26 protein-coding genes are annotated in these 24484 nt (G+C 41.2%); 18 read left to right on the plus strand and 8 right to left on the minus strand.

Going from position 1 to position 24484, the window contains the following annotated elements:
* Positions 1–4 precede the first annotated feature (4 nt).
* The 5 genes from GQR93_RS04850 (at position 5) to GQR93_RS04870 (ending at position 3185) form a co-directional block, all read left to right on the plus strand.
* Positions 5–241, plus strand: coding sequence for a hypothetical protein (locus tag GQR93_RS04850; protein ID WP_003552866.1), 237 nt, complete (start codon positions 5–7; stop codon positions 239–241).
* Positions 242–674: 433 nt separating this feature from the next.
* On the plus strand, positions 675–1301 hold the full coding sequence (locus GQR93_RS04855; protein ID WP_003552869.1) for a cation diffusion facilitator family transporter: 627 nt from the start codon (positions 675–677) through the stop codon (positions 1299–1301).
* 107 nt (positions 1302–1408) lie between these two features.
* The gene (locus tag GQR93_RS04860; RefSeq protein ID WP_375711428.1) at positions 1409–1735 is read left to right on the plus strand and encodes an ArsR/SmtB family transcription factor; all 327 of its coding nucleotides are present in this window, start codon (positions 1409–1411) and stop codon (positions 1733–1735) included.
* A 165-nt stretch (positions 1736–1900) separates the two neighbouring features.
* On the plus strand, positions 1901–2107 hold the full coding sequence (locus GQR93_RS04865) for a hypothetical protein (protein ID WP_003552871.1): 207 nt from the start codon (positions 1901–1903) through the stop codon (positions 2105–2107).
* A gap of 139 nt (positions 2108–2246) precedes the next feature.
* Positions 2247–3185, plus strand: a complete 939-nt coding sequence (locus GQR93_RS04870) for an FAD:protein FMN transferase (RefSeq protein WP_260159694.1) — start codon at positions 2247–2249, stop codon at positions 3183–3185.
* A gap of 69 nt (positions 3186–3254) precedes the next feature.
* Here the strand turns inward: GQR93_RS04870 and GQR93_RS04875 are convergent, their stop codons facing one another.
* Entirely contained in the window at positions 3255–3671 is a 417-nt protein-coding gene (locus tag GQR93_RS04875) for a MerR family transcriptional regulator (protein WP_003552873.1), read from the minus strand.
* 111 nt (positions 3672–3782) lie between these two features.
* Here GQR93_RS04875 and GQR93_RS04880 point away from each other — a divergent pair, with 111 nt between their 5' ends.
* The 3 genes from GQR93_RS04880 to GQR93_RS04890 all read left to right on the plus strand — a co-directional run bounded on the left by GQR93_RS04880 (position 3783) and on the right by GQR93_RS04890 (position 5916).
* Positions 3783–4799: an aldo/keto reductase gene (locus tag GQR93_RS04880; RefSeq protein WP_003552874.1), complete on the plus strand. Its 1017-nt coding sequence runs from the start codon at positions 3783–3785 to the stop codon at positions 4797–4799.
* 270 nt (positions 4800–5069) lie between these two features.
* Positions 5070–5516, plus strand: a complete 447-nt coding sequence (locus GQR93_RS04885) for a CopY/TcrY family copper transport repressor (RefSeq protein WP_035444399.1) — start codon at positions 5070–5072, stop codon at positions 5514–5516.
* 211 nt (positions 5517–5727) lie between these two features.
* Positions 5728–5916 carry a hypothetical protein gene (locus GQR93_RS04890; protein ID WP_003552881.1) on the plus strand — a complete coding sequence of 63 codons (189 nt, stop codon included), beginning with the start codon at positions 5728–5730 and terminating at the stop codon, positions 5914–5916.
* A 136-nt stretch (positions 5917–6052) separates the two neighbouring features.
* Here GQR93_RS04890 and GQR93_RS04895 read toward each other — a convergent pair whose 3' ends face one another.
* Positions 6053–7408, minus strand: coding sequence for a threonine/serine exporter family protein (locus GQR93_RS04895; protein ID WP_003552883.1), 1356 nt, complete (start codon positions 7406–7408; stop codon positions 6053–6055).
* A gap of 245 nt (positions 7409–7653) precedes the next feature.
* On the opposite strand from GQR93_RS04895, the gene yjeM reads away from it, so the two are divergent.
* The 4 genes from yjeM (at position 7654) to GQR93_RS04915 (ending at position 11870) form a co-directional block, all read left to right on the plus strand.
* Positions 7654–9171, plus strand: a complete 1518-nt coding sequence (yjeM, locus tag GQR93_RS04900; RefSeq protein WP_003552884.1) for a glutamate/gamma-aminobutyrate family transporter YjeM — start codon at positions 7654–7656, stop codon at positions 9169–9171.
* 131 nt (positions 9172–9302) lie between these two features.
* Entirely contained in the window at positions 9303–10079 is a 777-nt protein-coding gene (locus tag GQR93_RS04905; RefSeq protein ID WP_003552885.1) for an FAD:protein FMN transferase, read from the plus strand.
* A gap of 61 nt (positions 10080–10140) precedes the next feature.
* Positions 10141–10806, plus strand: a complete 666-nt coding sequence (locus GQR93_RS04910; protein ID WP_003552886.1) for an endonuclease III domain-containing protein — start codon at positions 10141–10143, stop codon at positions 10804–10806.
* 206 nt (positions 10807–11012) lie between these two features.
* Positions 11013–11870 carry a GRP family sugar transporter gene (locus tag GQR93_RS04915; RefSeq protein ID WP_369074038.1) on the plus strand — a complete coding sequence of 286 codons (858 nt, stop codon included), beginning with the start codon at positions 11013–11015 and terminating at the stop codon, positions 11868–11870.
* A 347-nt stretch (positions 11871–12217) separates the two neighbouring features.
* Here GQR93_RS04915 and GQR93_RS04920 read toward each other — a convergent pair whose 3' ends face one another.
* Together GQR93_RS04920 and guaD are read right to left on the minus strand one after the other, a co-directional pair.
* On the minus strand, positions 12218–13615 hold the full coding sequence (locus GQR93_RS04920) for a uracil-xanthine permease family protein (protein WP_003552889.1): 1398 nt from the start codon (positions 13613–13615) through the stop codon (positions 12218–12220).
* On the minus strand, positions 13599–14969 hold the full coding sequence (gene guaD, locus GQR93_RS04925) for a guanine deaminase (RefSeq protein WP_003552890.1): 1371 nt from the start codon (positions 14967–14969) through the stop codon (positions 13599–13601). The genes GQR93_RS04920 and guaD overlap by 17 nt, the downstream gene beginning before the upstream one ends.
* Positions 14970–15312: 343 nt before the next feature.
* Between guaD and GQR93_RS04930 the strand changes: the two genes are divergently transcribed.
* Together GQR93_RS04930 and GQR93_RS04935 are read left to right on the plus strand one after the other, a co-directional pair.
* Positions 15313–15783: a YbaK/EbsC family protein gene (locus GQR93_RS04930; RefSeq protein ID WP_225430405.1), complete on the plus strand. Its 471-nt coding sequence runs from the start codon at positions 15313–15315 to the stop codon at positions 15781–15783.
* A 225-nt stretch (positions 15784–16008) separates the two neighbouring features.
* On the plus strand, positions 16009–17382 hold the full coding sequence (locus GQR93_RS04935) for an Nramp family divalent metal transporter (RefSeq protein ID WP_035444400.1): 1374 nt from the start codon (positions 16009–16011) through the stop codon (positions 17380–17382).
* Between the two features lie 234 nt (positions 17383–17616).
* Here the strand turns inward: GQR93_RS04935 and GQR93_RS04940 are convergent, their stop codons facing one another.
* Both GQR93_RS04940 and GQR93_RS04945 read right to left on the minus strand, forming a co-directional pair.
* Positions 17617–17772 (minus strand): hypothetical protein, encoded by a 156-nt coding sequence (locus GQR93_RS04940; protein WP_155114972.1) that lies wholly within the window; start codon positions 17770–17772, stop codon positions 17617–17619.
* Between the two features lie 118 nt (positions 17773–17890).
* Positions 17891–18550, minus strand: coding sequence for a TetR/AcrR family transcriptional regulator (locus tag GQR93_RS04945; protein WP_003552895.1), 660 nt, complete (start codon positions 18548–18550; stop codon positions 17891–17893).
* Between the two features lie 256 nt (positions 18551–18806).
* On the opposite strand from GQR93_RS04945, the gene GQR93_RS04950 reads away from it, so the two are divergent.
* From GQR93_RS04950 to GQR93_RS04965, 4 genes are all read left to right on the plus strand, one after another.
* Positions 18807–20177: an Nramp family divalent metal transporter gene (locus tag GQR93_RS04950; RefSeq protein ID WP_050757948.1), complete on the plus strand. Its 1371-nt coding sequence runs from the start codon at positions 18807–18809 to the stop codon at positions 20175–20177.
* Positions 20178–20476: 299 nt separating this feature from the next.
* Positions 20477–21385: a magnesium transporter CorA family protein gene (locus GQR93_RS04955; RefSeq protein ID WP_003552897.1), complete on the plus strand. Its 909-nt coding sequence runs from the start codon at positions 20477–20479 to the stop codon at positions 21383–21385.
* A 252-nt stretch (positions 21386–21637) separates the two neighbouring features.
* Positions 21638–22492, plus strand: coding sequence for a tyrosine-protein phosphatase (locus GQR93_RS04960; protein WP_003552898.1), 855 nt, complete (start codon positions 21638–21640; stop codon positions 22490–22492).
* Between the two features lie 139 nt (positions 22493–22631).
* Positions 22632–22880, plus strand: a complete 249-nt coding sequence (locus tag GQR93_RS04965; RefSeq protein ID WP_003552900.1) for an SHOCT domain-containing protein — start codon at positions 22632–22634, stop codon at positions 22878–22880.
* A 72-nt stretch (positions 22881–22952) separates the two neighbouring features.
* Here the strand turns inward: GQR93_RS04965 and GQR93_RS04970 are convergent, their stop codons facing one another.
* Positions 22953–23372, minus strand: coding sequence for a hypothetical protein (locus tag GQR93_RS04970; RefSeq protein WP_003552901.1), 420 nt, complete (start codon positions 23370–23372; stop codon positions 22953–22955).
* Positions 23373–23520: 148 nt separating this feature from the next.
* On the minus strand, positions 23521–24474 hold the full coding sequence (locus tag GQR93_RS04975) for a phosphoglycerate dehydrogenase (RefSeq protein ID WP_003552904.1): 954 nt from the start codon (positions 24472–24474) through the stop codon (positions 23521–23523).
* Positions 24475–24484 lie beyond the last annotated feature (10 nt).

Raw genomic sequence — 24484 nt, forward strand, 5'->3', positions numbered from 1 at the left:
TAAAATGACCGAACTGCTTGTTCACAATACTAATGTGCCACAACCGATTAAGTTATCGGATGGTAAGCCGGGGTATTTGAGCGTCAAACGCGAAGGTAATCATTTTCGATACTTCTTTAAGTTCGAAGCGCATGAACATCATGACTTTTGGTACGATGCACCTGCATTGCCAAATGATCTTGTCATTAAGGTTGCATCGATTGATGGTCCGGAAAGCTTTAGGATTAAGCTGATTAATTAATATATGAAGAAATATTAATTTATGTCTCTATATATAAGTTAATCAACAGATAAAAGAGAAAAGGTAACATGTTTGTTCGGTTTAGTCGTTATTAATTGAAGTTGTTGATAAATTAAAAGCTGACTGCGAATTTGATTTCGCGGTCAGCTTTTATAATTCAGAACATTGTTAGCAGGTTAATGGAAAAACATGATTTGGCAATTAGTTTGAAATCGGGCTAATCTTAGTTGAAATAGAAAGGAGTTAACTTAATACACTCATTGATTAACTAGATAACAATATTCTGAATTATTTTGATTATATCATAAATACACGGTCACGCTAAAAAGAAATTTAATTAATTTGGTTTACTCTGATTACTATACATGTTAGTATCTACATATGAAATAGTTACCATATCAAAACAATCGTTATTTTTGAAAGAAGTCTTTATATGGAAAATCAATTGCAAAAGCGACATTTAGTTTCAAGCAGCTTACGAACAGAATATTTTTCAACTGGCTGGATGGCCTTTGAATTCCTGGTTGGCTTTATTTCCGGGTTGGAGGCGGGGTCAATTCTGCTGATTGCCTTTGGGCTGGACAGTTTTTTGGAAATTATTTCCGGAAGTACGTTGATTTGGCGGTTACGCAAGGAAGCAAACGGTGCGTCGGCCGAGGAAATCCAAAGTGCCGAGAAACGATCGTCGTTAATTGTTGGGACGATTTTACTGCTATTATCTGTTTATGTTATTTTTGTGTCATTATTTAATTTAGTTAATCACCAGGCAGCTGATACGAGTTATTCTGGAATTGCGATTGCGCTTGCATCGGTTGTTCTTATGCCAATCCTAACCTTTAGGAAACGGGCACTTGGTAAGCAACTTCATTCGGATGCCCTGGTTGAAGATGGTATGTGCAATATCACATGTGCCTATATGGCTGCCACGGTTCTTGTCGGTGCGCTACTGACCTTCTTCTTCAACTGGTGGTGGGCCGATTCGGTTGCCGCCCTGGTTCTGGTTTACTTTATTGCCAGTGAAGGATGGGAATCTTTTCAAGAAGGACGCGGGCAGGATTAAGCTTGCGTAAATGTGCTTGAATTTTCGGTCTGCTTCAGTGATATAATAACAGGTAATAACTGCAAATTTCATGATTGGAGTGGCGTCCTTTGACTGAAAAGGATTCATTGACCGATATCGAATTGATAGATCAAAAACGTTTGGCTGAATCGGAACGGATTTTTAAATTATTAAGTAACCCGTCGCGTTTACAGATGCTGAAAGTGTTGGAGCAGCGTGAGTTAAATGTTGGCGAACTTGGTGACTTGTTGGGCTTGGAACAGTCAGTGGTTTCCCATCAGTTGGCTTTGCTGAGAAAACATCAATTAGTCAGTTCGGAGCGGGTTGGCAAAGCTAATTATTATCGTTTGGATGATCCTCATATTTTGGACGTGGTGAACGAGATGTTGGAACATGCCGATCACGTGATGCGTGGAAAAACGCACGGTCATTAATGAAACAACGTTAAACAATTTCTGAAAAATAAGGAGGCTGGATGCTAAAGGTAATTTTGGCGTTCAGCCTTTCTTGGTTAATATGACAACTTTATGGATCAGCGGGTCTGCAAAGCGTATATAATAAAAACGTCAGTTTAATCAAAAAGTCGGGAAGGCGTTGCCATGTTAAAATTAATGGCGGTTGTCGACACGCAATCGACATTTTCTTATAATCGGATGCGACGATATTGCAGTTCACGAGTAGGTGTCCCGTTAAAAAAGAAGGGGACAACTATAGAAAACGAGAAGTTTTATCCAGATGAAATAACAGGGGCTTCTTTTAGCGATGCCAAAACAGGCGTAACTCAAAATAGCAACAATTGGGGATAAAAAACAACCCGACTTTGCAGATAACAAACAAGATGGCAAAACCGGTGCTTCAAAACATTAGTATATAAGGAAGAATTGGGGATGATAGCTTATCGAGGAAAATCTTGCACAAAAAAAGACCACAAAAAATTATTATGGACTGGGAACGCAAATCAGATTGACATTATTCGGTGATGTCATGGCCGAACAGCTTGACGCGACTAATCGATTGATTGCCTATTATGAAAACTTGTTAACAGTCAATCGGCCACAGTCTGAAGTGATGGCCATTAATGATGCGGCCGGCAAACATCCGGTTCAGGTTTCAGACGCAACCTATACCTTAACAAAACGGGCACTTCAATTGAGTCGTCAACATTTCGGCTTTAACGCGACGATTGGACCGCTGGTTAAATTGTGGAAAATCGGGTTTAAGGGCGCCAATGTCCCATCCGAGTCAGCCATCAAAGAGAAGTTGGCCTTAATTAATCCCGATCAAACCGACTTTAATGATCAAGCGTTATCGATTTTCTTGAAGCAATCAGGCATGCAATTGGATCTTGGAGGCATCGCAAAGGGGTATATTGCCGATCGGATTGCTGATTATTGGCGGGCCTATGGCAAACGTTCCGGAATAATCGATCTAGGTGGCAACTTGTTGCTTGTCGGTGATTCACCCGCACATCAAGATCGGCAATGGCGAATCGGTGTTCAGGACCCCTCTTCAGAAAGGGGACAGTCGATTCTAAACGTTAAGATCGGTCCATGCTCCGCTGTGACAAGTGGGATTTATGAACGGCATTTGGAAGTAAATGGGCATTCTTATCACCATATTTTGGATTCTCAAACGGGGTATCCAAAGCAAAACGATCTTGCAAGCATCACGATTTTTTCAAAATACTCAATTGACGGTGAGATCGAAACGGCCAGATTGTTTTTTGCCGGGAAACCACTTGCCGGCTGGGCACGTGATCGGCCGGATATTTATGGCGCTGTTTTCGTAACTCGAGATAGGCACGTGACCATTGTGGGCCTTGAAGACGCGACAGTGACGTTGTTGGATGAGTCCTATAAGGTTCAAAAAGAATCTAAAGGTTAATTTGAGCGATTCAAACAAAAAATGAGTAGGGACGTTGCCCATAAGGCGATGTCTCTACTCATTTTTGTGTTAATGAAACGTTTTCGAACGGTAATTATCCCAATCCGGCAGCGGTGTGTTGGTCTGTTCTGCGGTGCGGATATCTTGATAGAAGTGAAGCTTTCGTTTGATATGCTGCTGATTTTGTTTAAGCAGGGCTAACTGCTCATCGACTTCTTGACAGTGTTGATCGAGCAGGTCGACAATTTTGTCAAGGTCACCGCCGTGCTCACTATAACTAAATAGTGTCTGTAATTCGCTCAATGTCATCCCAGTATTTTTAAAACAGCAGATTGATCCCAAACGATCCAAATGTTGTTGGGTATAGGCACGCCGATTGCCCTTTCGAGGGATGTCGTAGAGTAGCCCCAGGTCTTCATAATATCTCAGCGTGGTAGTGGGTAAATGATACATTTCCGAAACCTGACTGATGGAGTAAGTTTTCATAGGTTTTTAACTTCTTTCTTTACTTCAAGTTAACTTGAAGTTGTATGCTATAGCTAAGCATAGTAGAGAAGATCAAAAAAGACAACTGTTAAATAAACGGGAGGTTTTAAAATGTATCAGGCAAATGACAAACGTTATGAAAAAATGGTTTATAATCGCGTGGGAAAGAGTGGCTTAAAACTTTCTGCATTGGGACTTGGACTTTGGCACAATTTCGGTAGTGTGGATTCCTTTGAAAATCAAAAGGCCATTATTCACCAAGCGTTTGATCTGGGAATCACCTATTTTGATTTGGCTAACAATTATGGGCCCGTACCCGGAAGTGCTGAAAAGAACTTTGGCCAAATCATGGCAGGGGACATGAAGCCTTATCGGGACGAAATGATTATTGCCAGCAAAGCCGGTTATGAGATGTGGGATGGACCATACGGTGATTGGGGTTCTAAAAAAAGTATCATTGCCAGTGCCAATCAAAGTTTGACACGCCTAGGCTTGGATTACGTTGATATTTTTTATTCACATCGCCCAGATCCGGAGACACCGGTGGAAGAGACTGCACTGGCTTTGGATCAATTGGTTAAACAAGGTAAAGCCTTATATGTAGGCATTTCCAATTACAACGGCCAACAAACCGAGGCAATTACAAAAATCTTTAACGACCTTCACACTCCATTTGTGATTCATCAACCTCGCTACAACATGTTTGATCGAACAATTGAAAAGGATTTATTCCCGGTCTTGCGAAAAGAAGGGAAAGCAGCCGTCAGCTTTAGTTCGTTGTCACAGGGCCTGCTAACGGATAAATATTTACATGGGATTCCAGAAAATTCCCGTGCAGCCAAATCTACCAGTCCGTTTTTGCATCCATTGCAGGTTGAAGAGACAATTAAGACAGTTCAACAACTTAATGAGGTTGCAAAGAAACGCGGTCAAACGCTGGCTGAAATGGCGCTTGCATGGAATTTACGCGAACCCGAAATTGCATGTGTACTGGTAGGGGCGAGTCGACCGCAGCAATTGTTGGATAATGCAAAAGCACTGGATAACTTAACCTTTAGCAGCGAGGAGCTGGCAGAGATTGATCAGATCTTGGGGAATCAGTCAAACATTAAATGGGGTGCCCATTAACCTGTCGTGTCATTGATCAGAGTTTACGGTCCCCGTGGTTAAAGTTATACTTAATATTGAAAGTCGTTAGCCAGGTAATGACACTTGCTTTTTTACGATTACAAATGTAGACTATTAAATGTAGAAAGTTTACGTTTGCAAATTAAAAAGATGTCGACACCAATTATGATCGTTGAATACGCTCTTGAAAGTTGGATCAACGTACGGGAATGATAAGCAGTTATTTATTTGACGACTAATTTTGAACATGATATTAAAGGGGACTCCAAAATGATTGATGCAAAAGATGTGGCAATCTCTGATTCAGAGTGGGAAGTTATGCGGGCCATTTGGACGTTAAAACACGTGACCAGTCGACAATTGATTGATGTGATGTCTTCAGCCAGGGGATGGTCGGAATCAACGACCAAGACATTGCTTCACAGGTTAATTACAAAGGATGCGGTTGTGCGGGTTGGTGATGGGCGGCCTTTTGAATATGAACCGGCCGTTGATGAAAGAGACTCAATGGGAGCGGCTGCCGTCAACCTATTTGATCATATGTGTGCCATGCGTGCAGGTGACACCCTGGTTAAAGTGATCGACTCTCGTGACTTGTCACAAAGTGATATCAAGAAGCTTCAGACAATTCTTGCCGAGAAAGCAAAGACTGCTCCTGAAATGGTCGACTGCAACTGTCTGCCACAGGAAATGATGAGTGGCGATGGTTGTCAGTGATGATTCTTTAATAATCCTTAAACACCGCTTAATGCAGTATTTACAAGCGATTGGAAGCGTTTTAGAAAAAGAGGGTCGTCAAATGTCTTGACTCTTTGATGATTGAAGGTAAACTTAGTGTCAATTATCAAGTCATTTTTGATAATCAGCGACGCTTACAAAGCGTTTTAAATCATTCTAGTAGACAATCCAATTGAGAGAGGTTTTTTAAATGATTACATTACTTTTACTGGCATCAATTGCCGTTTATTATGTCGTAACCCGTTCGTCCAACAACCAAAGCAAGACAACACGTGATCAATTTGGCCGTCAGCACGCTTATGCCCGTGCCAGAAATGATGAGCCCGAAATCTTGGATAAGGGCCAAACCAACGGCAGATCCAGACGAAACGTTAATTAAAGCGCCTGTCTTTTAGGCTGTGTGTCTTTAAAAAAGTGGCTTAAAAAGAAGTGGCGATAACAAATTTATTTTGCTATCGCCACTTCTTTTTATGCGGAGAATAATTGATTGCCGATACTAAAACGATTTCTGTTGATTAGTCAAAGTGGCGCCATTCCTTGTCCATCAATGCTCTTGCCACGAATAGACCAAGAGGTAGGAACATGATAATCAAAGATGCCTTCGTTAACCAGAGAGCCCCAACCGCAATCTGATTAGTGCCAATATTGTAAATGGCCCGGTAAATGTAAAGGCCGGGGACCATGATGACAATTGAAGGGACGGTTAGTGAAATTCTTGGATAGCCGTTATAACGATTAACTATAGAAGCAATCAGTCCTGCGACCAAGGCACCGAAGAAAGCCGCTGCAGCAGGAGGCATAGAAGTTAAATCGACCAATTCAAGCCGCAGTGTGTTGGCAACTGCGCCGATGCATCCCGCCACCATCGCCATCTTTTGGGAACTGTTAAACATAATCGAGAAACCAAAGACGCCACAGAAACTGGCGGGAAGTCTTAAAAGCATGACGACAAACGGTGATAAGCCGAGTGGCAGAAAATCTGCCGGGCGAAAATTAAAAATCAATGCAACCAGCCAACCGACCAAGGTGGCAATTAACGTGATCATGATTGCGTATGCCAGTCGTTCCAATCCGGATCGCATGTCCAGCTTGGAAATATCCAAAATACTGGTAATAAATGGAAACCCGGGTATCACGAAGAGCATTGCGCCGATGTAGCCTGCCTCATGTTGTGCTAAAACCTGGAAGTAAAATTCGAATATTTTGAATGTACACATGTAGGTCAGGCAGGCAACGGCCACACTGATTGAAATGCTGGCTACCGTTGTCATTGAATGCTTTCCCATCATTGCCCGGGTCCAATTACCAATGCCGGCACCAATGAAAGAGCAAATCATTTCCGGAATACCGCCACCCAGCAAAAAGATGAAGGCACTGCAGGCCAATGCGGCTGCCAAACCCGAAATCAATGGTGAATATTGTTTCGGCCGTTTTTGAACGTCGTCGATGATGTTATGAATCTGGCGAACGGTTAATGATGAGAAATCATCGTCAAAGTTCTTGACCAGATTTTCCAGAATGTTTAATTTGTCTGTATTAACGCCGGTATTTGGTAACGACAGTACCTGAGTATAACTGTGATCATTACTAAAACAGGTGAATTCCAAAGAAATCAGGCCGATATCAGCGGAGCACGTCAGCTCCAATTTTCTGGCGACCTTATCCATTGCATCACGTACCCGCCAAGCCCCGGTTCCACATGACAACATAATGATCCCAATCCGACCGACAATTGATGCCCGTTCGCGTAAACTTGCCTTTCGAGCGGGAAGGTTGTCGTTTTGAATAAAGCTGTTCCATGGAATTGTCATATGATGGCGCTGAGAAAGGTGAAACTTTTTGGGCGCCTTTGGGTTACTTTTGTTATCCATTTGATCCTCCAATAGTATTATGTATCAATTCGTAAAGCCCACAATTTCTTCATTATAGGCGCAATCTCATATGGAATTCAAGATGCCAATTGTATGAAATCCCTTTCAAATAACAGCAATTCTCATTCCGATTGTAATCTTGCCATTCTTTTGTTACTTAATTCACAGACGTTTTTTACCAGTAACTTCTATACTATTTTTTGGTAAAAAGTGACATATTTATAAAATTGGAGCGTTAATTAATAATGAAACATAACAAAATAAAGACGAGTGGGCTTGTCTTAATGATCATTTCAACGATCTTCGGGTTTGCTAATACGACAGTAGCCTATGAGCAGATGGGATATGCCAGTATCATCTGGTATGTCTTGGCAGCGGTCTTCTTCCTGCTTCCGAGTTCATTAATGTTTGCCGAGTATGGGGCAACTTTTAAGGATGCCCATGGTGGGATCTATTCTTGGCTGGCCGGCTCGATTGGTGAAGAATGGGCCTTTATCGGGACCTTTATTTGGTTGTCGTCCTGGATTATTTGGATGACATCGACTGCCTCAAAAGTTTGGATTCCGTTTTCTACAACATTGTTTGGCAGTGACAAGACACAAAGCTGGGGCGTAATGGGCTTAAATTCAAATCAGGTTATTGGGATTCTGGCCATTTTTTGGATTTTAACGATTACCTGGTTTGCCGTTCGCGGGATGGACTCAATTGCTCGAATTGCTTCCATCGGTGGCATCTTTACGATCTTGTTGAATGTAATCTTTGGGATTGCCAGTTTGATGATTCTTTATTTAAACGGTGGTCATTTTGCCCAACCAATTAACGGCATATCCAGTTTTATTCAATCACCCAATTCCCAGTTTCAATCACCGGTGACACTGATTTCGTTCATTGTTTACGCTGTTTTCGCTTATGCTGGAACCGAGTCCATGGGTGGTGTAACCGATAATATGGATAAGCCCGAAAAAACATTTCCGCGTGGTTTGATTATTTCGGCGGTTATCATCACCCTTGGCTATTCCCTAACCATTTTTCTTTGGGGAATCAGTACCAATTGGCAAAAGGTCTTGGGCAATGACCAGGTTAACTTGGGAAATATTACTTATGTCTTAATGAATAACTTGGGCTATTCCTTGGGGGAAGGATTCAACCTTTCGGCTTCGGCAAGTGCCTTTTTGGGTGGCTTATTCGCCAGGTTTGCCGGTCTGGGGATGTTTATCGGATATCTCGGCTCATTCTTCGTGCTGGTTTATTCACCACTTAAATCGTTTATCATGGGATCTAATCCCAACTTTTGGCCAAAGCGAATGACCGAACTCAACAAAAAAGGGATGCCTGCATTTGCGATGTGGACGCAGGCTGCCGTTGTGGTTGTGATTATCTTCTTTGTTAGTTTTGGTGGTTCCAGTGCCCAGCAGTTTTACGTTATTCTCACCAACATGGGCAATATTTCAACATCATTCCCGTACCTCTTCCTGATTGCGGCGTTTCCGTTCTTTAAGCGTCAAAAGAATTTGCAGCGACCATTTGAGATTTACACCAATCGTCGCTGGACGGATTTTATCGTTGGCGTTGTGTTATTTGTATTGGTTGCCGGTATCGGCTTCACAGCCATTGCACCGGTTTTGGCGCATGATTATCAGACGGCGTTTTGGACCATTATCGGCCCAATCTTCTTTGGCTTTGTCGCTTGGGTATTTCTTCAGTATCAAAATAAAAAGAAAAGCAAGTCTCATAATTGGGCCGAAAACCCGAATCAAAATTGATAAGTTAAGAAATGATTAAAGCATCCGGTGGTTTGGGTGCTTTTTGTTTGGTTTAAGGATCAATTAAGGTATTCTTCGTACCATGAGGTTAGTGATTCGGAAATAACCAATATGAGCATGGAGGCTTCTATATGCAAACAATTAATGACACCATTCAAACATCACTGTTTCGGCACCTCAGAGTTTCAGTTGTGATTTCGGAAATGGTTAATCACAAAGTCAATCAATTTAAAAATAAATTTACAGCAATTACCGGTCAAATCAAAGAAAAATTTGATCAGGTAGATCAGGTCTTCTCATTACAAAATTCAGGTTCACTTGTTGCTAAGTTTCAAAGAGGAGATAGACAGCAGTTGCTTGAGTCACCTGATTTTCAGACGGTTTATTCGTTGGCAAATATATCAAAAAACAAGACAAATGGTTATTTTGATCCCTTTGACGGCGGTCGCTATACGCCGTCTGACCTCATAAAGAGTTGGGCGGTCGACCAGGTATTCAATCAGTATCTGAGGCCGTTGGTAGAACTCCCGGTAGCAGGGATCATGCTTGAGGCAGATGGCGTTATTCAAACTGCGGTTGCCACCAGTTCAGCCTTTCATTGGCCGGTTTTGGTTCATGATTCATTTAAGGGAGAGGGCTTATTGGAGAAATACCAGCTGACCGGCGGTGGCATTGTCACGGTTAATGCAAAGACGTCCAAAAGACCGCAAAGCCCGATCAAGCAACTGACAATCATTAGTGAACGAGTCAGTGAGGCGACAATATGGGCGATCGCTGGGTTGAATGCCGGTACTGCTAAATTCCTCAGACTGATCAATCAAAAGCATCTTAGTGGCATTCTTATTGACAGGGCACTTGGTGTTATAGAGTTTGAGTCGGGAAAGTTGGCCCAGAAGCAAGTCTTTTAACGAGTGGTAGGGTCTTAGAGATTAATGGTTATCAGTGTTAAAATACGGGTGAGGTGATTTAATGCAGGATATTAACCCCGTTTGCCTTTATCACAAATTATTTGATGAGATGGGTCCACAACACTGGTGGCCGGCCGATACCAAAATGGAAATTGTGATCGGTGCGATTCTGGTTCAAAATACAAATTGGAATAACGTTGATTTGGCACTTCAAAATTTACGTACGGTTACGGGACTGGATCCCAAACAAATTTTGAACTTATCTGCGGTCCGGCTTCAGCAGTTGATTCGACCAAGCGGGTTTTATGTGAATAAAACCAAAAGCCTTTTGAGCGTTTTGGGATGGTTTAACGATCATCAATATGATTTTTCCGGAATGGTTCAGCAGTATGGACCGAAACTACGACATCAATTGCTGAACTTGACCGGGATTGGTGAAGAAACTGCTGATTCTTTGTTGGTTTATGTTTTTGATCAGCCAGCGTTTATTGCGGATAAATATGCCAGAAATCTGTTTCAATTTTTAGGCTGTCGCCACATTGAGACTTATGCCAAGCTACAAAAACGCATTCGATTGCCGGTTGATTTTGATTATCGTGATGCTCAGGAATTTCACGGGTTAATAGATGAGTTTGGCAAATTATGCAAAACCAGGGAACAGTTTCAGAAAAGCTTTCTTAATGGCTTTTCGCTACAGCAAGGATTGAAGTCGGAAATTAAAAAGTGATGCTTTCAAGTTCACAAGTATTGGATAATCAGACCAACTTGCCAAGATTTAAATTTTGGCAAGTTTTTTTCGTATGAATGAGTTTTTTTATCAAAAATTGAAAAAAATTTACAGGAATCCGTTTACATTTAAGTCTTTTGACTTTATCATTAACACATAAGTTTTTTTAGCCTGAATAAGATGGTCGATTAGAGAGGATGTTTGTTTTGAGTATTTTACTATTGTTGCTACCAGCGTTGGGATGGGGTCTTTTGCCGCCGATTGTTGCTAAAATTGGCGGTAAGCCTGCCAACCAGATTTTTGGAACCGCTGCCGGACTTCTTCTAGCCAGTTTAATTGTGTTTGCCGTTGTCAGACCGACGACTGATATGAAGAGCTTCCTTCTGGCGGGATTAGCGGGTGCTTTCTGGATTGCCGGTCAGGTTGGCCAATACATCGGATATAAGAAAATCGGTGTGTCAACGACGATGCCGATCTCAACAGGGATGCAATTAATCGGAACGTCTTTAATCGGTGTGTTTATCTTTGGTGAATGGTCGACAGGGATCGAAAAAGCTGCCGGTATTACGGGGATCATTTTATTAATCATCGGTATTTGGCTCACATCAATTAAGGACAAAAGCAAAACGGAAAATAAAAAGGTTTTGACAAGTACCATTATCATGCTGATTTTTACGACAATCGGGTACTGTATCTATGAATCCATTCCAAAGGGGCTTCAAAGTTCCGGCATCGCCATTTTCTTACCGGAATCGATTGGTATGTGTGTTGGTGTGTTGATTTACCTGCTTTTCAGTGGACAGATGAGTGTCTTTAAAGAGAAGACGAGTTGGTTAAACAGTATTGGCGGCATTGTCTTTTCGTTCGCGGCCGTTTCGTATATTTACTCAGTTCGCTATAACGGCGTGAATACCGCATTTATTGTGTCACAGTTATCCGTTGTTATTTCGACTTTGGGCGGCATGCTGGTTATGCATGAGTCTAAAAGTAAACGTGAGCTGACTTTTACGTTAATCGGCCTGGTATTGATCATTGGCGGTGCATTTATTACATCTGTTTTCTAAAAAGACTTGTCAACTAAATTAACAATGCTATAATAATGGTTAATTGGGGGATTATTCTTAATTGTGTTGGCAGTGGGGGCTTCCAGCAGATGACGTTCCGATTGCTTTTTATACTAGTCAGTATGAAGGCTACTTGGAACAAGTCATAGCTGGTCGTTAAAATAGCCGATACATCACTAATCATTAGTTTAATCAGATTTGAAACTGAAATATTATCCTTCAATAAAAAGAATAGAGACCGGAACATCCTTCAATTTACCGATCTCTTTTGTTGTATTTGCAAGTCGCTAGGTGCAAAAAATCGTCGAACATCATGTCCGACGATTTTTTGTGTTTAAAATAAGTCATTACTTTGTAGCTGCTAATTTTGTATCGTGATCAACTGTCTTTTTGGATTCTCTTGGTTCATCGACGGTTTCTGTTTCCGGACGATGATCGCCCATAACCAGGTTTAGGATAATGGCGCTGACCGCCGCGATGGTGATGGGGGACCCTAAGAGATATTGAATCATCTGGGGTGTGCTGCTAACAAGGTGACTTGGTACCAAAATAACAGCCATTGTCAGGACAATTGGAATTCCCAGAATATAAATGGCACTTTCGTTTGTGTCAAGATAACGAATGACATTCAAGCCGTTCAACATGATAATGACACAGATAATTGAAAAGATCCCGCCAATAACCGGTGCCGGCACAGCAGATAAGAATGCGGATAATTTACCGAAAAAGCCGAGAATGATAAACCAAATGCCGGCTGAAACAAATACTCGACGACTGGCAACACCCGTGATGGAAATAACACCGGCGTTGGTTGAATAACCGGTCATTGGGGTGGTTCCAAGAATAGCAGCAAAGAAACAGCTGAGCCCTTCACCGATAATACCTTGATTCCATTGCTTCTTGGAAATCTTTTCACCGACAACGGCGCTCATGGCAAACCAGGTACCGGTCGTTTCAGTAGTTAGTACCATATAAATCACAATGAACGTTAAAATTGCAGGTAATGAAAAGTGAAAGCCATAATGAAATGATGTGAACTGTGGAATGCTGAACCATGGTGCGTTATTAACGGATGACCAATCGAAACGTCCCATGAATGAGGCAGCCACCGTTCCAGCAATCAAAGCGATAATGATTGAACTGACTCGGAATAGTCGTTGCAATTGAGGAATCCGAATACCGATGGTAATAGCAAGCAACATGACAAAGCCGGTTATGGCAGCAATTTCGATATTTTGACCAACGTTACCGGTTGCTTTAAAAATATTGTCGTTTAATGCGGAAGGAAGCAAGGACAGTCCCACGCAAGTGATGATCGTGCCGCCGACCAGTGCGGGTACCAAGGTATTAATTATTTTTTGGTAGATACCGGATAGGCCCAGCAGGATCAATAAAACAGCACCGATAATTAATGAACCGAGTACGGTTGCCATTCCGCCGTTAGGACCGCCATTTGCCAGATATACCCCAGCGACGGCACCGATTGGCACAAACGACGGCCCTTGTGATACGGGCAGCTTCATAAAGAATTTGGTTTGAAGAATGGTACCAATGCCACAGGCTAGAAAGGCAGCTTGTAAAAAGCCGGTTTTCTGGACCACACTCATTGATAGTAAACCAGCGATAATCAATGGCGGCACGTATACATCCATTGCCAAAACATGTTGAAGGCCCAAAAGACCTGATTGAAAGTATGAAACCTTATCTTCGGGACCATAAAGTAAACCGTTATCTTTGCGTTTCATAGTGACCTTCCTTTGCGAGTTTTCCTTGAACAAAGACCTGTTTAATGTTGTTCTTTGTTGTGTGATAAATAAGTTTTTCAAAAATATCATCCGGAGTTTGATCTGTAAAAGTCGGATAGGGTGCTTTAACCACTTGCAGATCCGCCAGGTACCCGACTTTTATTTGACCGGTTTTGAGGTGTAGACTTTGAGCACCGCCGACGGTTGCCAGATAAAAGCCGTTTTTAGCGGTAATTGCATTAATACTGGTACCGCGTTTTGCTGGTGGCAGTGCCTGGTCAACACCATCATGAAGCATTCGGGATGACACAATCGCCTGATCAATGTTTCGATAAAGACTTGGTGAATAGCCACCGGAAATATCAGTGCCAAGGCCAATTTTGTTTTGTTGAGCCAGGATTTTAGCAACCGGCAGAACAGCATTGCCGAAATAGGCGTTTGAGATTGGGCAGTGGGCAATGGCAACCCCACGTTCTTTAAACAGGTCAAGATCGGATTGGTTTAAAAGGGTGCCGTGAGCCATGATGGCCCTATCCGTCAGTAATCCAAATTGATCAAGAACTTCAGCGTCTCTCTTATGGTAGTGAGTCAACGCGTAGCTATTTTCCCAATCACTTTCACTGCAATGTGACTGGATGGGTAGATCATATTTTTGGGCCAATGCACCGAGACCTGCTAATGATTCAGGGGTACAACTCGGCACAAAACGGGGTGTGATGACAGGCGTTTGTTTTAAGTCGGCGGTTCGATTCAAATCGATTACTTGCTGGATAAATGTTTCGGCATGGCTAATGGCCTGTTTTGCTGAAGCATCTCGATAATAACTTGGTGTTTGATCAGGGTTATCCATTGTTACCTGACCGATAAAGCCACGCTGTTGATGGCGAATACAAGCTTTTGCCAACTCAAGATTGGCTTCGTTATGAATAGTGCCAAAGTAAAGTGCCGAAGTTGTGCCATTATCGACCAGTTCCTGAATTAAATGATTATAAACTTTCTTGGCAAAGGCGACCTCTTTATACTTGGCTTCAAGTGGAAAGGTATAGTCGTTCAGCCATTCATTGAGCGGCTTGTCCAACGCAAGCCCGGCATTTGGCCATTGTGGTGCGTGAACATGGAGGTCAATAAACCCGGGCAGCAGGAAGTCATCTTCGTTTAAAGAAATCAGTTGATTTTGACGTTTTGCGGCATTTCGAGTTGATGAATAGTCCGGATCTGTCTGATCAATAATGCGGCTAATGTAACCACTGTTATCAATACAAATCAGTTGATGGGGTAAAAAAGAAATGGTTTCGGGTCCGGTTGATGTAATGGTGGATCCTTCAATAATAGTTGTAATCGAAATAAAGCTCACCTCATTAAAAAGTAATTAAGTAAAACACGAACTTTATTGTTAATGTTTAATTCATAATTCGTATTACTGTATAGCCGTTATTATAGACTGTTGACAATCATTGTTCAATACGAAAGACAAAATTAAATTTAATTCTAATGTTCGTGTTTAAGCGATAAATATTTAAATGTGGCGGGTATACCTTCATGATTGTTGGTGGAAGCCTTTTTTACTGATTTAAGAACTGAACGATTCACCGGCATATAAAATGAAGAAATTCTATATTAAATTTTTTCTAACCGTTTACTAATTTTTGCAAACATTATATGCTATTAACAAGTTACAACTGAAAGGATTGATAATCGTGTCTAGAGAGAATGTGCAACAATATTTCGAGCATTTAGGGCTTTCAGAACGGATTAAAGTATTGGATCAATCAAGTGCAACGGTGGCAGATGCCGCGGCAGCTTTGGGATGTGAACCGGAACATATCGCTAAAACGTTATCGTTATTGATTGATGAGCAGCCGATTTTGGTGGTTATGGCAGGGGATGCAGAGATTGACAATCATAAATATAAGGAAACCTTCCATAAACGCGCGGAGATGATTCATCGCCAAGAAGTTGAGGCATACATTGGTCACGCGCCGGGTGGTGTCTGCCCGTTTGCGGTGAAAGCAAATGTCTTAACGTACCTGGATGTTTCACTGAAAAGATTTGACACTATTTTTCCGGCAGCCGGAGATAGCCACAGTGCAGTTAAGTTATCACTCAAAGAATTGGAAGCTTGTGCAAAAGCTGAAAAGTGGGTAGATGTCTGCAAAAACTGGGCATAATACCTCCACTTAAACAATAATATAATTGTAATATTTATGTACGCTTTATTTCTACCGATTTTCGATTAAATACTTAATTGACCGTGATTTTTAATAATCCGGTCTTCTTTTTTATTGACTAAAATCATAACTAGTATATACTATCTTGTGGCAATTGGTTGATAAAATAGTTGATTAAATTCCTTTATTTTTATGGAATTTAGTCAGACGAAGGGAAGGCTAAAGATGAAAGATGATGAGGAGAAATCGGATAAACAGAAACTGTTTTCCTTTGATGAGCAGGAAGGCAAAAGTCTCGATGAGGTAAACGGCAGTATCGAAGTTCCTGATAACGCCGGTTTCTGGAAAACATTATTTACTTATACAGGTCCCGGCATTCTAATTGCGGTTGGCTATATGGATCCCGGTAACTGGATTACGTCAATTGCCGGTGGTGCCCAGTTTAATTACAAGCTGCTGACGGTGATTCTGATATCAAGCCTGATTGCAATGCTGCTTCAAGCGATGTCTGCTCGATTAGGTATTGTGAGTGGAAAAGATCTGGCACAGCTAACCCGGGAGCACACTTCCAAAAGAGTTGGCTTTTTCCTTTGGATTATCACAGAATTGGCCATTATGGCGACGGATATTGCTGAAATTATTGGTTCTGCTATTGCCATTAAACTTTTATTTAATATTCCGCTCATTATTGGTATCTTGATTACCAGTGCCGATGTGTTGATCCTGTTACTTTTAATGAAGATGGGTTTTCGAAAAATCGAAGCGATTGTAGCGACCCTGGTTGCTGTAATCCTATTGGTATTTGCGTATGAGGTCTTCTTATCCGGACCTAAGGTTGATCAGGTGTTGGCCGGTTATTTTCCATCTTCGGATATTTTGACTAATAAATCGATGCTGTACCTTTCCCTTGGGATTGTTGGTGCAACGGTTATGCCTCATGATTTGTATCTGGGCTCTTCAATTTCTCAGACACGGGCGGTTGATAGAAGTGATCGTGGTGCGGTTCGAAAAGCGATTCGATTTACAACGATTGATTCCAACATTCAGTTGACACTTGCTTTTATTGTGAATAGTTTGCTATTGATTTTAGGGGCAGCCTTATTCTTCGGCACCCACAGTGAACTTGGACGATTTGTTGACTTGTTCAACGCGCTGAGTAACTCAAAGATTGTTGGTGCGATTGCCAGTCCGCTGTTGAGTATGCTGTTTGCCATTGCACTATTGGCATCCGGGCAGAGTTCGACCATTACCGGGACGTTGTCTGGACAGATCATCATGGAAGGCTTCATTCACCTGCATATGCCATTATGGGCACAGCGATTGTTAACACGGCTGCTATCGGTTACACCAGTGATCATTTTTGCTATTTATTATCACGGTAATGAAGCAAAAATTGAAAACTTATTAACTTTTTCGCAGGTTTTTCTGAGTATTGCGTTGCCGTTTGCCATCGTGCCACTAGTGATTTTTACAAGTAGTCAAACAATTATGGGAGAATTTGCCAATCGGGTGTGGGTCAAATATGCAGCCTGGATTGCCACGGTAGTCTTGGTCGTGTTAAATATCTATCTGATCCTACAAACTTTCCATGCATTTTAATCACAGAAACGCCATTCCTTTTATAAAAAATAGTCACGTTTGGTTGGAATGTTCTTTATAAAGGGACTTGGCCTAAATGATACAAAAGGACAATTGATCCGGAATTTTTTTCCGAGTCAATTGTCCTTTTATGATGAATGATGCTTTGATATTGATCAGTTATCAAAGCATCTGTTCGCAATCGGTTTATTTAGGTTATTTTCAATTAGTTACTGTATGACTTGGTAATTGCCATCAGGAATGTAGATGGTGGCCGGTTTGATTTGGCACATGATGGGTAGGCCTGGATCTGGAGCCACCGAAGTGACATTCCCAGTAGGTACAGCCCTCGATGATTAGGCCGGCACCCATACTTAGTCCACAAAAAATCACAATTACCAATAATTCCATAACTTGACAGTCCCTTCCTTTGATTACCCGGTCATTGCCTGATCTGGTACCATCTTGTTAACTTTTACACTGTAATCATAATAGAAAACGTTATAAACAACAACCCCTGCGGAACAAATTAATCAACCATCTTCTGACTTAACGCTTTTGTGAGCGCGTCTACCGTATGGTTGATTTCAGTGCTGGTAACGGGTTGCTTAAAAAATAAATAACTAACAGCCAAGCCCGCGACCACGGACCACATAATCCTTAGAATTTCAGTGTTTGCCCAATTAACCAGGAACTGGTTTGCTTTAAACATTGAAAGATTCCGGTTGATATTTTCTAAGTAAAATGTGGCTGATGAGGCAAACTGATCCTGGAAGTCGGCTCTTAGTTGGTCATCGTAAATCATTTCGGCCATAAAAATTTTGAGGACATCTGCGTTTTCTTCCATAAACCGAACCCGATCTTTTACCGATGCTTCTATAAAGGCGTGTAAAGTTGTGTATTTATCGACGATTTGGGCATCGGTAAATTTATTCAGGGTTGCCGGGAAAATCGATTGGATAACCGGATCGATGATCGCTTGGAGAAGACCGCGTTTGTTGGTGAATCGACTAAAGATGTTGCCTTCTGCAACACCGGCTTCCTCGGCTATTTCCTTGGTACTTGAATTTGAATAGCCTTTTTCAGCAAACACCTTAATAGCCGCAATCAGAATTTTTGACTGTTTATCGGTTAGGTCATCAAAGACGTGATTCTCTGTGAATAGTTTATATGAAACCTTGGTTAACAAAATATGGGAACACCACCTTTTTTATTGAAATTGACTTTACATTTTTTAGTATACCTTTTAATCGAATTTTTACAATAAATTGATTAAAAATTTATGTATGCCAAACTTATCAGCAACTATTTCAATAATAAAGGCGTTTTCAAGGAAATAAAAGGTTGACGAATTTCACAAAGCCACTATAATAAGCAGTGGGAATTAATTGAGTACTCACTCAAGTAACCAACCTGAATTCAAGACAATGAAAGAGGGCTTCAAAATGCGTGAAAGCGTGGTATCATCAAAACATCGTTTCTTTGAAAGCACAGAAGGCAGTAATAAGAGTTTAGACGAAGTAAATGGCAGCATCAAGGTTCCAAAAGACGCAGGGTTTTTGAGAACCTTAATGGCATATACCGGCCCGGGAATTTTAATTGCGGTTGGTTATATGGATCCCGGCAACTGGATTACGTCAATTGCCGGTGGTGCTCAGTTTAAATACAGTTTACTGTCGGTCATCCTGATTTCCAGTTTGATTGCGATGCTGCTTCAATCTATGGCAGCACGATTGGGCATTGTCACTGGTAAGGATTTGGCTCAGTTAACCCGCGAGAATACCACTAAGAGAGTTGGTTTTGCATTATGGGTTGTGACGGAACTTGCTATTATGGCAACCGATGTGGCTGAAATTATTGGTTCGGGTATTGCGTTGGAACTATTATTTAAGATTCCGTTGGTTGTCGGAATTTTAATTACCAGTGCAGATGTCTTGCTGCTGTTGGTATTGATGAAGTTGGGTTTCAGAAAAATCGAGGCGATTGTTGCAACTTTGGTTTTGGTTATTCTGGGGGTCTTCTCATATGAAGTATTCTTGTCAGGCCCACAGATGAGTCAATTGTTTGCAGGCTATCTGCCAACAACGCATATTGTGACAAATAAATCGATGCTGTATCTGGCTCTTGGAATTGTGGGCGCAACCGTGATGCCTCATGATTTGTATCTGGGGTCATCAATTTCTCAAACCAGGGCGGTAGATCGAAGCGATCGTGAGGATGTGGCCAAGGCAATTAAGTTTTCAACGATCGATTCAAACCTGCAGTTAACAATTGCCTTTATTGTTAACTCACTCCTGTTGGTATTGGGTGCCGCTCTATTCTTCGGTACCCATAGTACGGTTGGCCGATTTGTTGACTTGTTCAATGCACTGGGAAATTCAAGTATTGTTGGTTCAATTGCAAGTCCGATGTTAAGTATGTTGTTCGCTGTTGCATTACTGTCATCGGGGCAAAGTTTTACAATTACCGGAACTCTTTCAGGTCAGATTATTATGGAAGGTTTCATTCATCTGAGAATGCCAATGTGGGCTCAACGGCTGTTAACCCGGTTATTGTCAGTCACACCGGTACTGATCTTTGCAATCTATTATCATGGCAATGAAGCCAAAATTGAAAATCTTTTGACACTATCACAGGTTTTCCTAAGTGTTGCATTACCGTTTGCGATCATTCCATTGGTTAAGTACACGAGTGATAAGAAACTAATGGGGGAATTTGCAAACAAGGCCTGGGTTAAGTACTGTGCATGGACTGCGACAGTCGTCCTGATCGGATTAAATGTCTATCTGATTTTGCAAACTTTGGGACTTATTTAAGGTAATCAAATCCATTTATAAAAAGAATTTGCGAGATGAAAATGCTCTTTATAAGTGAATTTGACAGAGTGTGAAAAAAAGCGTTTAAACTCCAGAGTATAACAACAAAAACCCGATATCCCTGGTTTGGGGATATCGGGTTTTTGTTGTTATATGGCCGGAGTCTGGCTTTTTTCACACGTTTCGACATATTAGGAAAAGGATAAACATGAAATGATGATTATTTGTGTGTCAGCTTGATTCACATAGGGTAAAATGAGTGTAACACGAATGAAAACGAAAGGTACGGGGATTGGCTGATGATAAAACCAGAAAAAGAAGTTGCCGGTATCAAATGGATTGAAACCGAAAAGCTTACTGCCGAAGAACGGGAGCATCTTCAGGAACAATATGCAATCGATGAAGACATTATGACTTATGTGACCGATAAAGATGAAAGTGCCAACTATGTTCATGATATTAACGAGGGGGATCAATTGTTTATATTCCTGGCACCTTATTCAATCGATCGAAAAAATTTGCGTTACATTACCAGACCGTTTGCAATGCTGTTGCATGAGGGCCGGCTGTTTACTTTTAACGAAAGCCGAATTCATGAGGTGACTGCTTCATTGCGGGATGCGATGGATAATCCGGAAGTTCATACGGTTGATGCTTTTATTTTGGAAACCTTATTCTCACTTGTGGACAGCTATATTCCAATTTCCAGGGAAGCTTCCAAAAAGCGGAATCGTTTGGACAAAATGCTTAATCGGAATACCAAAAATGCTGATTTAATTGCCTTGTCACATTTGCAACAGACGCTGACGTTCTTGTCCAGCGCAACACAAATTAATTTAAATTTGTTGAATCGATTACCGAGAACTTATTTTGGCAATAATGCTGATCAGGACAAGAAAGACCTGTTTGAAGATGTTCAGATTGAAGCCGAACAGGTTCAACGAATGATTGAAATTGAAACCCAGGTGGTTGATCGAATTGACCATACCTTTAATAACATTGCCAATAATAATTTGAATGACACAATGAAATTCTTGACAATTTGGTCATTAACGATGGCGGTACCAACGATTATTACAGGCTTTTACGGCATGAACGTTGCTTTACCGTTATCAAGAATGGAAGACGCGTGGGTACTGGTCATTCTGATCTCAGTGACGTTGATTGTGTGGCTGTTGATAATGTTGAGGGTGAGGCACAAAATGTAGCGTGTGCAAAGAGACGTTTAGTTCCCAGAATATAAGCAGGGAGCTGTCTCTTGGAGCACGTTTCGTGACCAAAAGCAAAAACGGTTCGCCGGAATTAATAGTGTTAATCAACTTCTATCATCTCCGTGTCAGTTAATCGATACTTAACTTTTACGCAATCTTTACGGGTAATTCACCAAACCAATCACTGAACGAATTACAATAATGGTGTTACATTAAAGGTTGTGAGACTGAAAAAGGGGTGTGATTAGAATGAAGAATAACAGTGCAGCATTTGCTACATCAACGTCATCATTTGAAGCTGGTGCAATCCCAATCTCCGAGTCCCAAGGCGTTCAAATTAAGACATTAGCACCAACAAAATCAGAGGCGGATCACGAAATTAAATTGGAAGGTGCATTCAACGTTCGTGATCTCGGTGGCTTCGTCACAAAAGATGGTCGGCGAATCAAAGACCATCTTTTACTACGTTCAGCGCGGTTAAACCATTTGACTAAAAATGATATTCAAGTACTTACTCATCAATATAATGTTGGCATCGACTTTGACCTGCGACGTCCTCAGGAAGTGGCGGAAGCACCTGATATGAAGATGCCGGGTGTCAAATACATCAATGATTCGGTGGATACGGACGAAAGTTTCCATTATCACATTAATGACCGTAATAATCGGAAACATTATCGTTCCTATATTTCCAATCAGCGTGCAAGAGAAGCCTACCATGATTTATTTATGACGCTTCTTAACGCCAATGATAAAGCGGTACTTTGGCATTGTGCTTCCGGTAAAGATCGAACCGGCCTGGGCGGTGCTTTGATTATGTACGTGCTTGGTGTTGATATGGCAACTATTTTTGATGATTATGATGCTTCCAATGATTTCTTGCGAGCACATAATATGAAACGTCTTGAAGCCTTGAAAACGGCCGGTGCCAGTCGGGATGAACTTGAATTGGCCCGTGTTGATGGTGGCGTTGATCGTTCTTATCTTCATGCTGCTTTTGATGAAGTTAAGAAGGAGTTTGGCTCCATTGATGCCTATTTGGTCAATGGATTGCGGATTTCTAAGCGTCAGCAACGAAAACTCAGAAAACAGTATTTGATTTAAATCGTTTAATAAAAATTAAGCCACTTGGGTAGAAGATGATTCCTTTATCCAAGTGGCTTTTATCGTGATAAGGGTTGTTATTTGTATACTGCCCGGGGTATGATAAAGATGGGAACACAAAGAAAGAAGGTCGATTTTAATGATGAGATCATGGGGTTGCGGTTCAGGCTGGTCTGGTTTTGGTCACATGGGCTGGATGGGTTCAGGTATGAGCTATCTAACAATTGCATTAATTGTGATTTTAGTAGTCGTGTTGTACATGGCCTTTCGTACCAATCGTCAGTCAAATCAGCAATCGTCCGCAATGGCAATATTGGATGAACAATATGCTTTGGGAAAAATTAGTGAAGATGAGTATTTGAAACGCAAGAAGAATTTGGGCAAATAGATGTTGATTGCGCCTGACAAAAGAAGCCCGAATCTACCTTTGAAATCAAAGGAGGTTCGGGCTTCTTTATTTTTATTTAAATAAATACTGAACAACAGGTTTACGATGTGTGTCATAAGAATATCTAATCAAAGCGGTCTTGCCATTTTTCTTGGTTCTTTTAAGGTACATTTTGTCATGACTAACGGTTAACGTGAATTTCCAATAGCCCTTCTTGTTTGGCTTATTGCTCATGATAAAACCGGTTGAAGATTTTGAATTCCGATCTGATTGCATATTAAACTTGATGCCATTCTGTGTCAAACGATATTTAGAGACGGTCAATGTAAATGAATAACCGGCGTCCGTTGTTGTGTAGGCGCCTTTCCAGGTCCCACGTAAAGTAGATGGAATTGGCTTTAACGCTGTGTCTTTTGCCAGAGCGGTCGAACCGGAAAATAAAGCAAATGAGAAGATTGCTGTTGTGATGATACCGGATTTAAGTAATGTCATCAAAAATCGCTTCCTTTTCTAACGTATTGATCATTGTGTTAGTTTGAGTATACATCAGTGGATTGATAAAGTGGCGTGTTTTTACAATTAGCATTCTTGATGGCGTTGGTTACTTAGAATCATGCTATCTGAATGTTAAGATTTCGATTTAATAACCTCTGTTAAGGTCTACCTGATTTACAGCGACTGTACCGTCAGCCAGGTATGATTGTAGATTTTTATAAAAAATTGAAAAGGCTGCTTCATTGTAAGTTGAAAAGCTACCGGAGATATGTGGTGTAATCAGGACGTTTGGCATATCCCAAAGTATCGATTCTTTGTCCAACGGTTCTTGATCAAAGACGTCAAGAACCGCACCGGATAATTGATGATTTTTTAACGCTGTCTTCAAAGCATCGGTATCAACACTTGGGCCCCGACCAACATTAATAAAGATAGGTTGATTGGTAAAGGCATTAAAAAGGCCTTGGTTAAAGTAACGAGACGTTTTTGATGTGAGTGGCATTGTATTAACAATGAATTTGGCTGACTGAATTTGTTTTGAGGAGATTTGAGTCGGCAGAATGTGATCAAATCCGGGAACTGTATGCCCAGAGGTATTTATACCGATGGTTTTCATTCCAAACAAATGACAATAGTAGGCAATTTTTGATCCGATTTTTCCGGTGCCATAAATGGCAATCGGGACGTTTTTAAGATTATAGACGTGCTGACGCAAAGAATCACTCAGCCATTTATGATCTTTTTGAGCATTAAGGCTCGAAAGAATGCCTCTGGAAAAAGCCAGTATATAACCAATAACAGATTCGGCAATCGGCTCTGCATGAATGCCGCTCGTATTTGCCAGCAGGATATGTTGGTCCTTTATCTTTGCCAGTGGCATGTAATCGACGCCGGCGGAAACGGATTGGATAAAGCCTATTTGGTTTGGCTGATTGATGACACGTTCACCAAATTGATTCCAACCATAAATAATGTTGACGTCCTTCCAATCGTTTATCGATTGATCATTTGATGTGTTATCGATGATTTCTAAATTCGACATCGCATTAAGTTGTTGACGCTCCTTCGAATTAATGGCAAAGCATAATCCTAGTTTCATGATTTGTACA

The sequence above is a fragment of the Lentilactobacillus hilgardii genome (assembly GCF_009832765.1).
Lineage (GTDB): Bacteria > Bacillota > Bacilli > Lactobacillales > Lactobacillaceae > Lentilactobacillus > Lentilactobacillus hilgardii.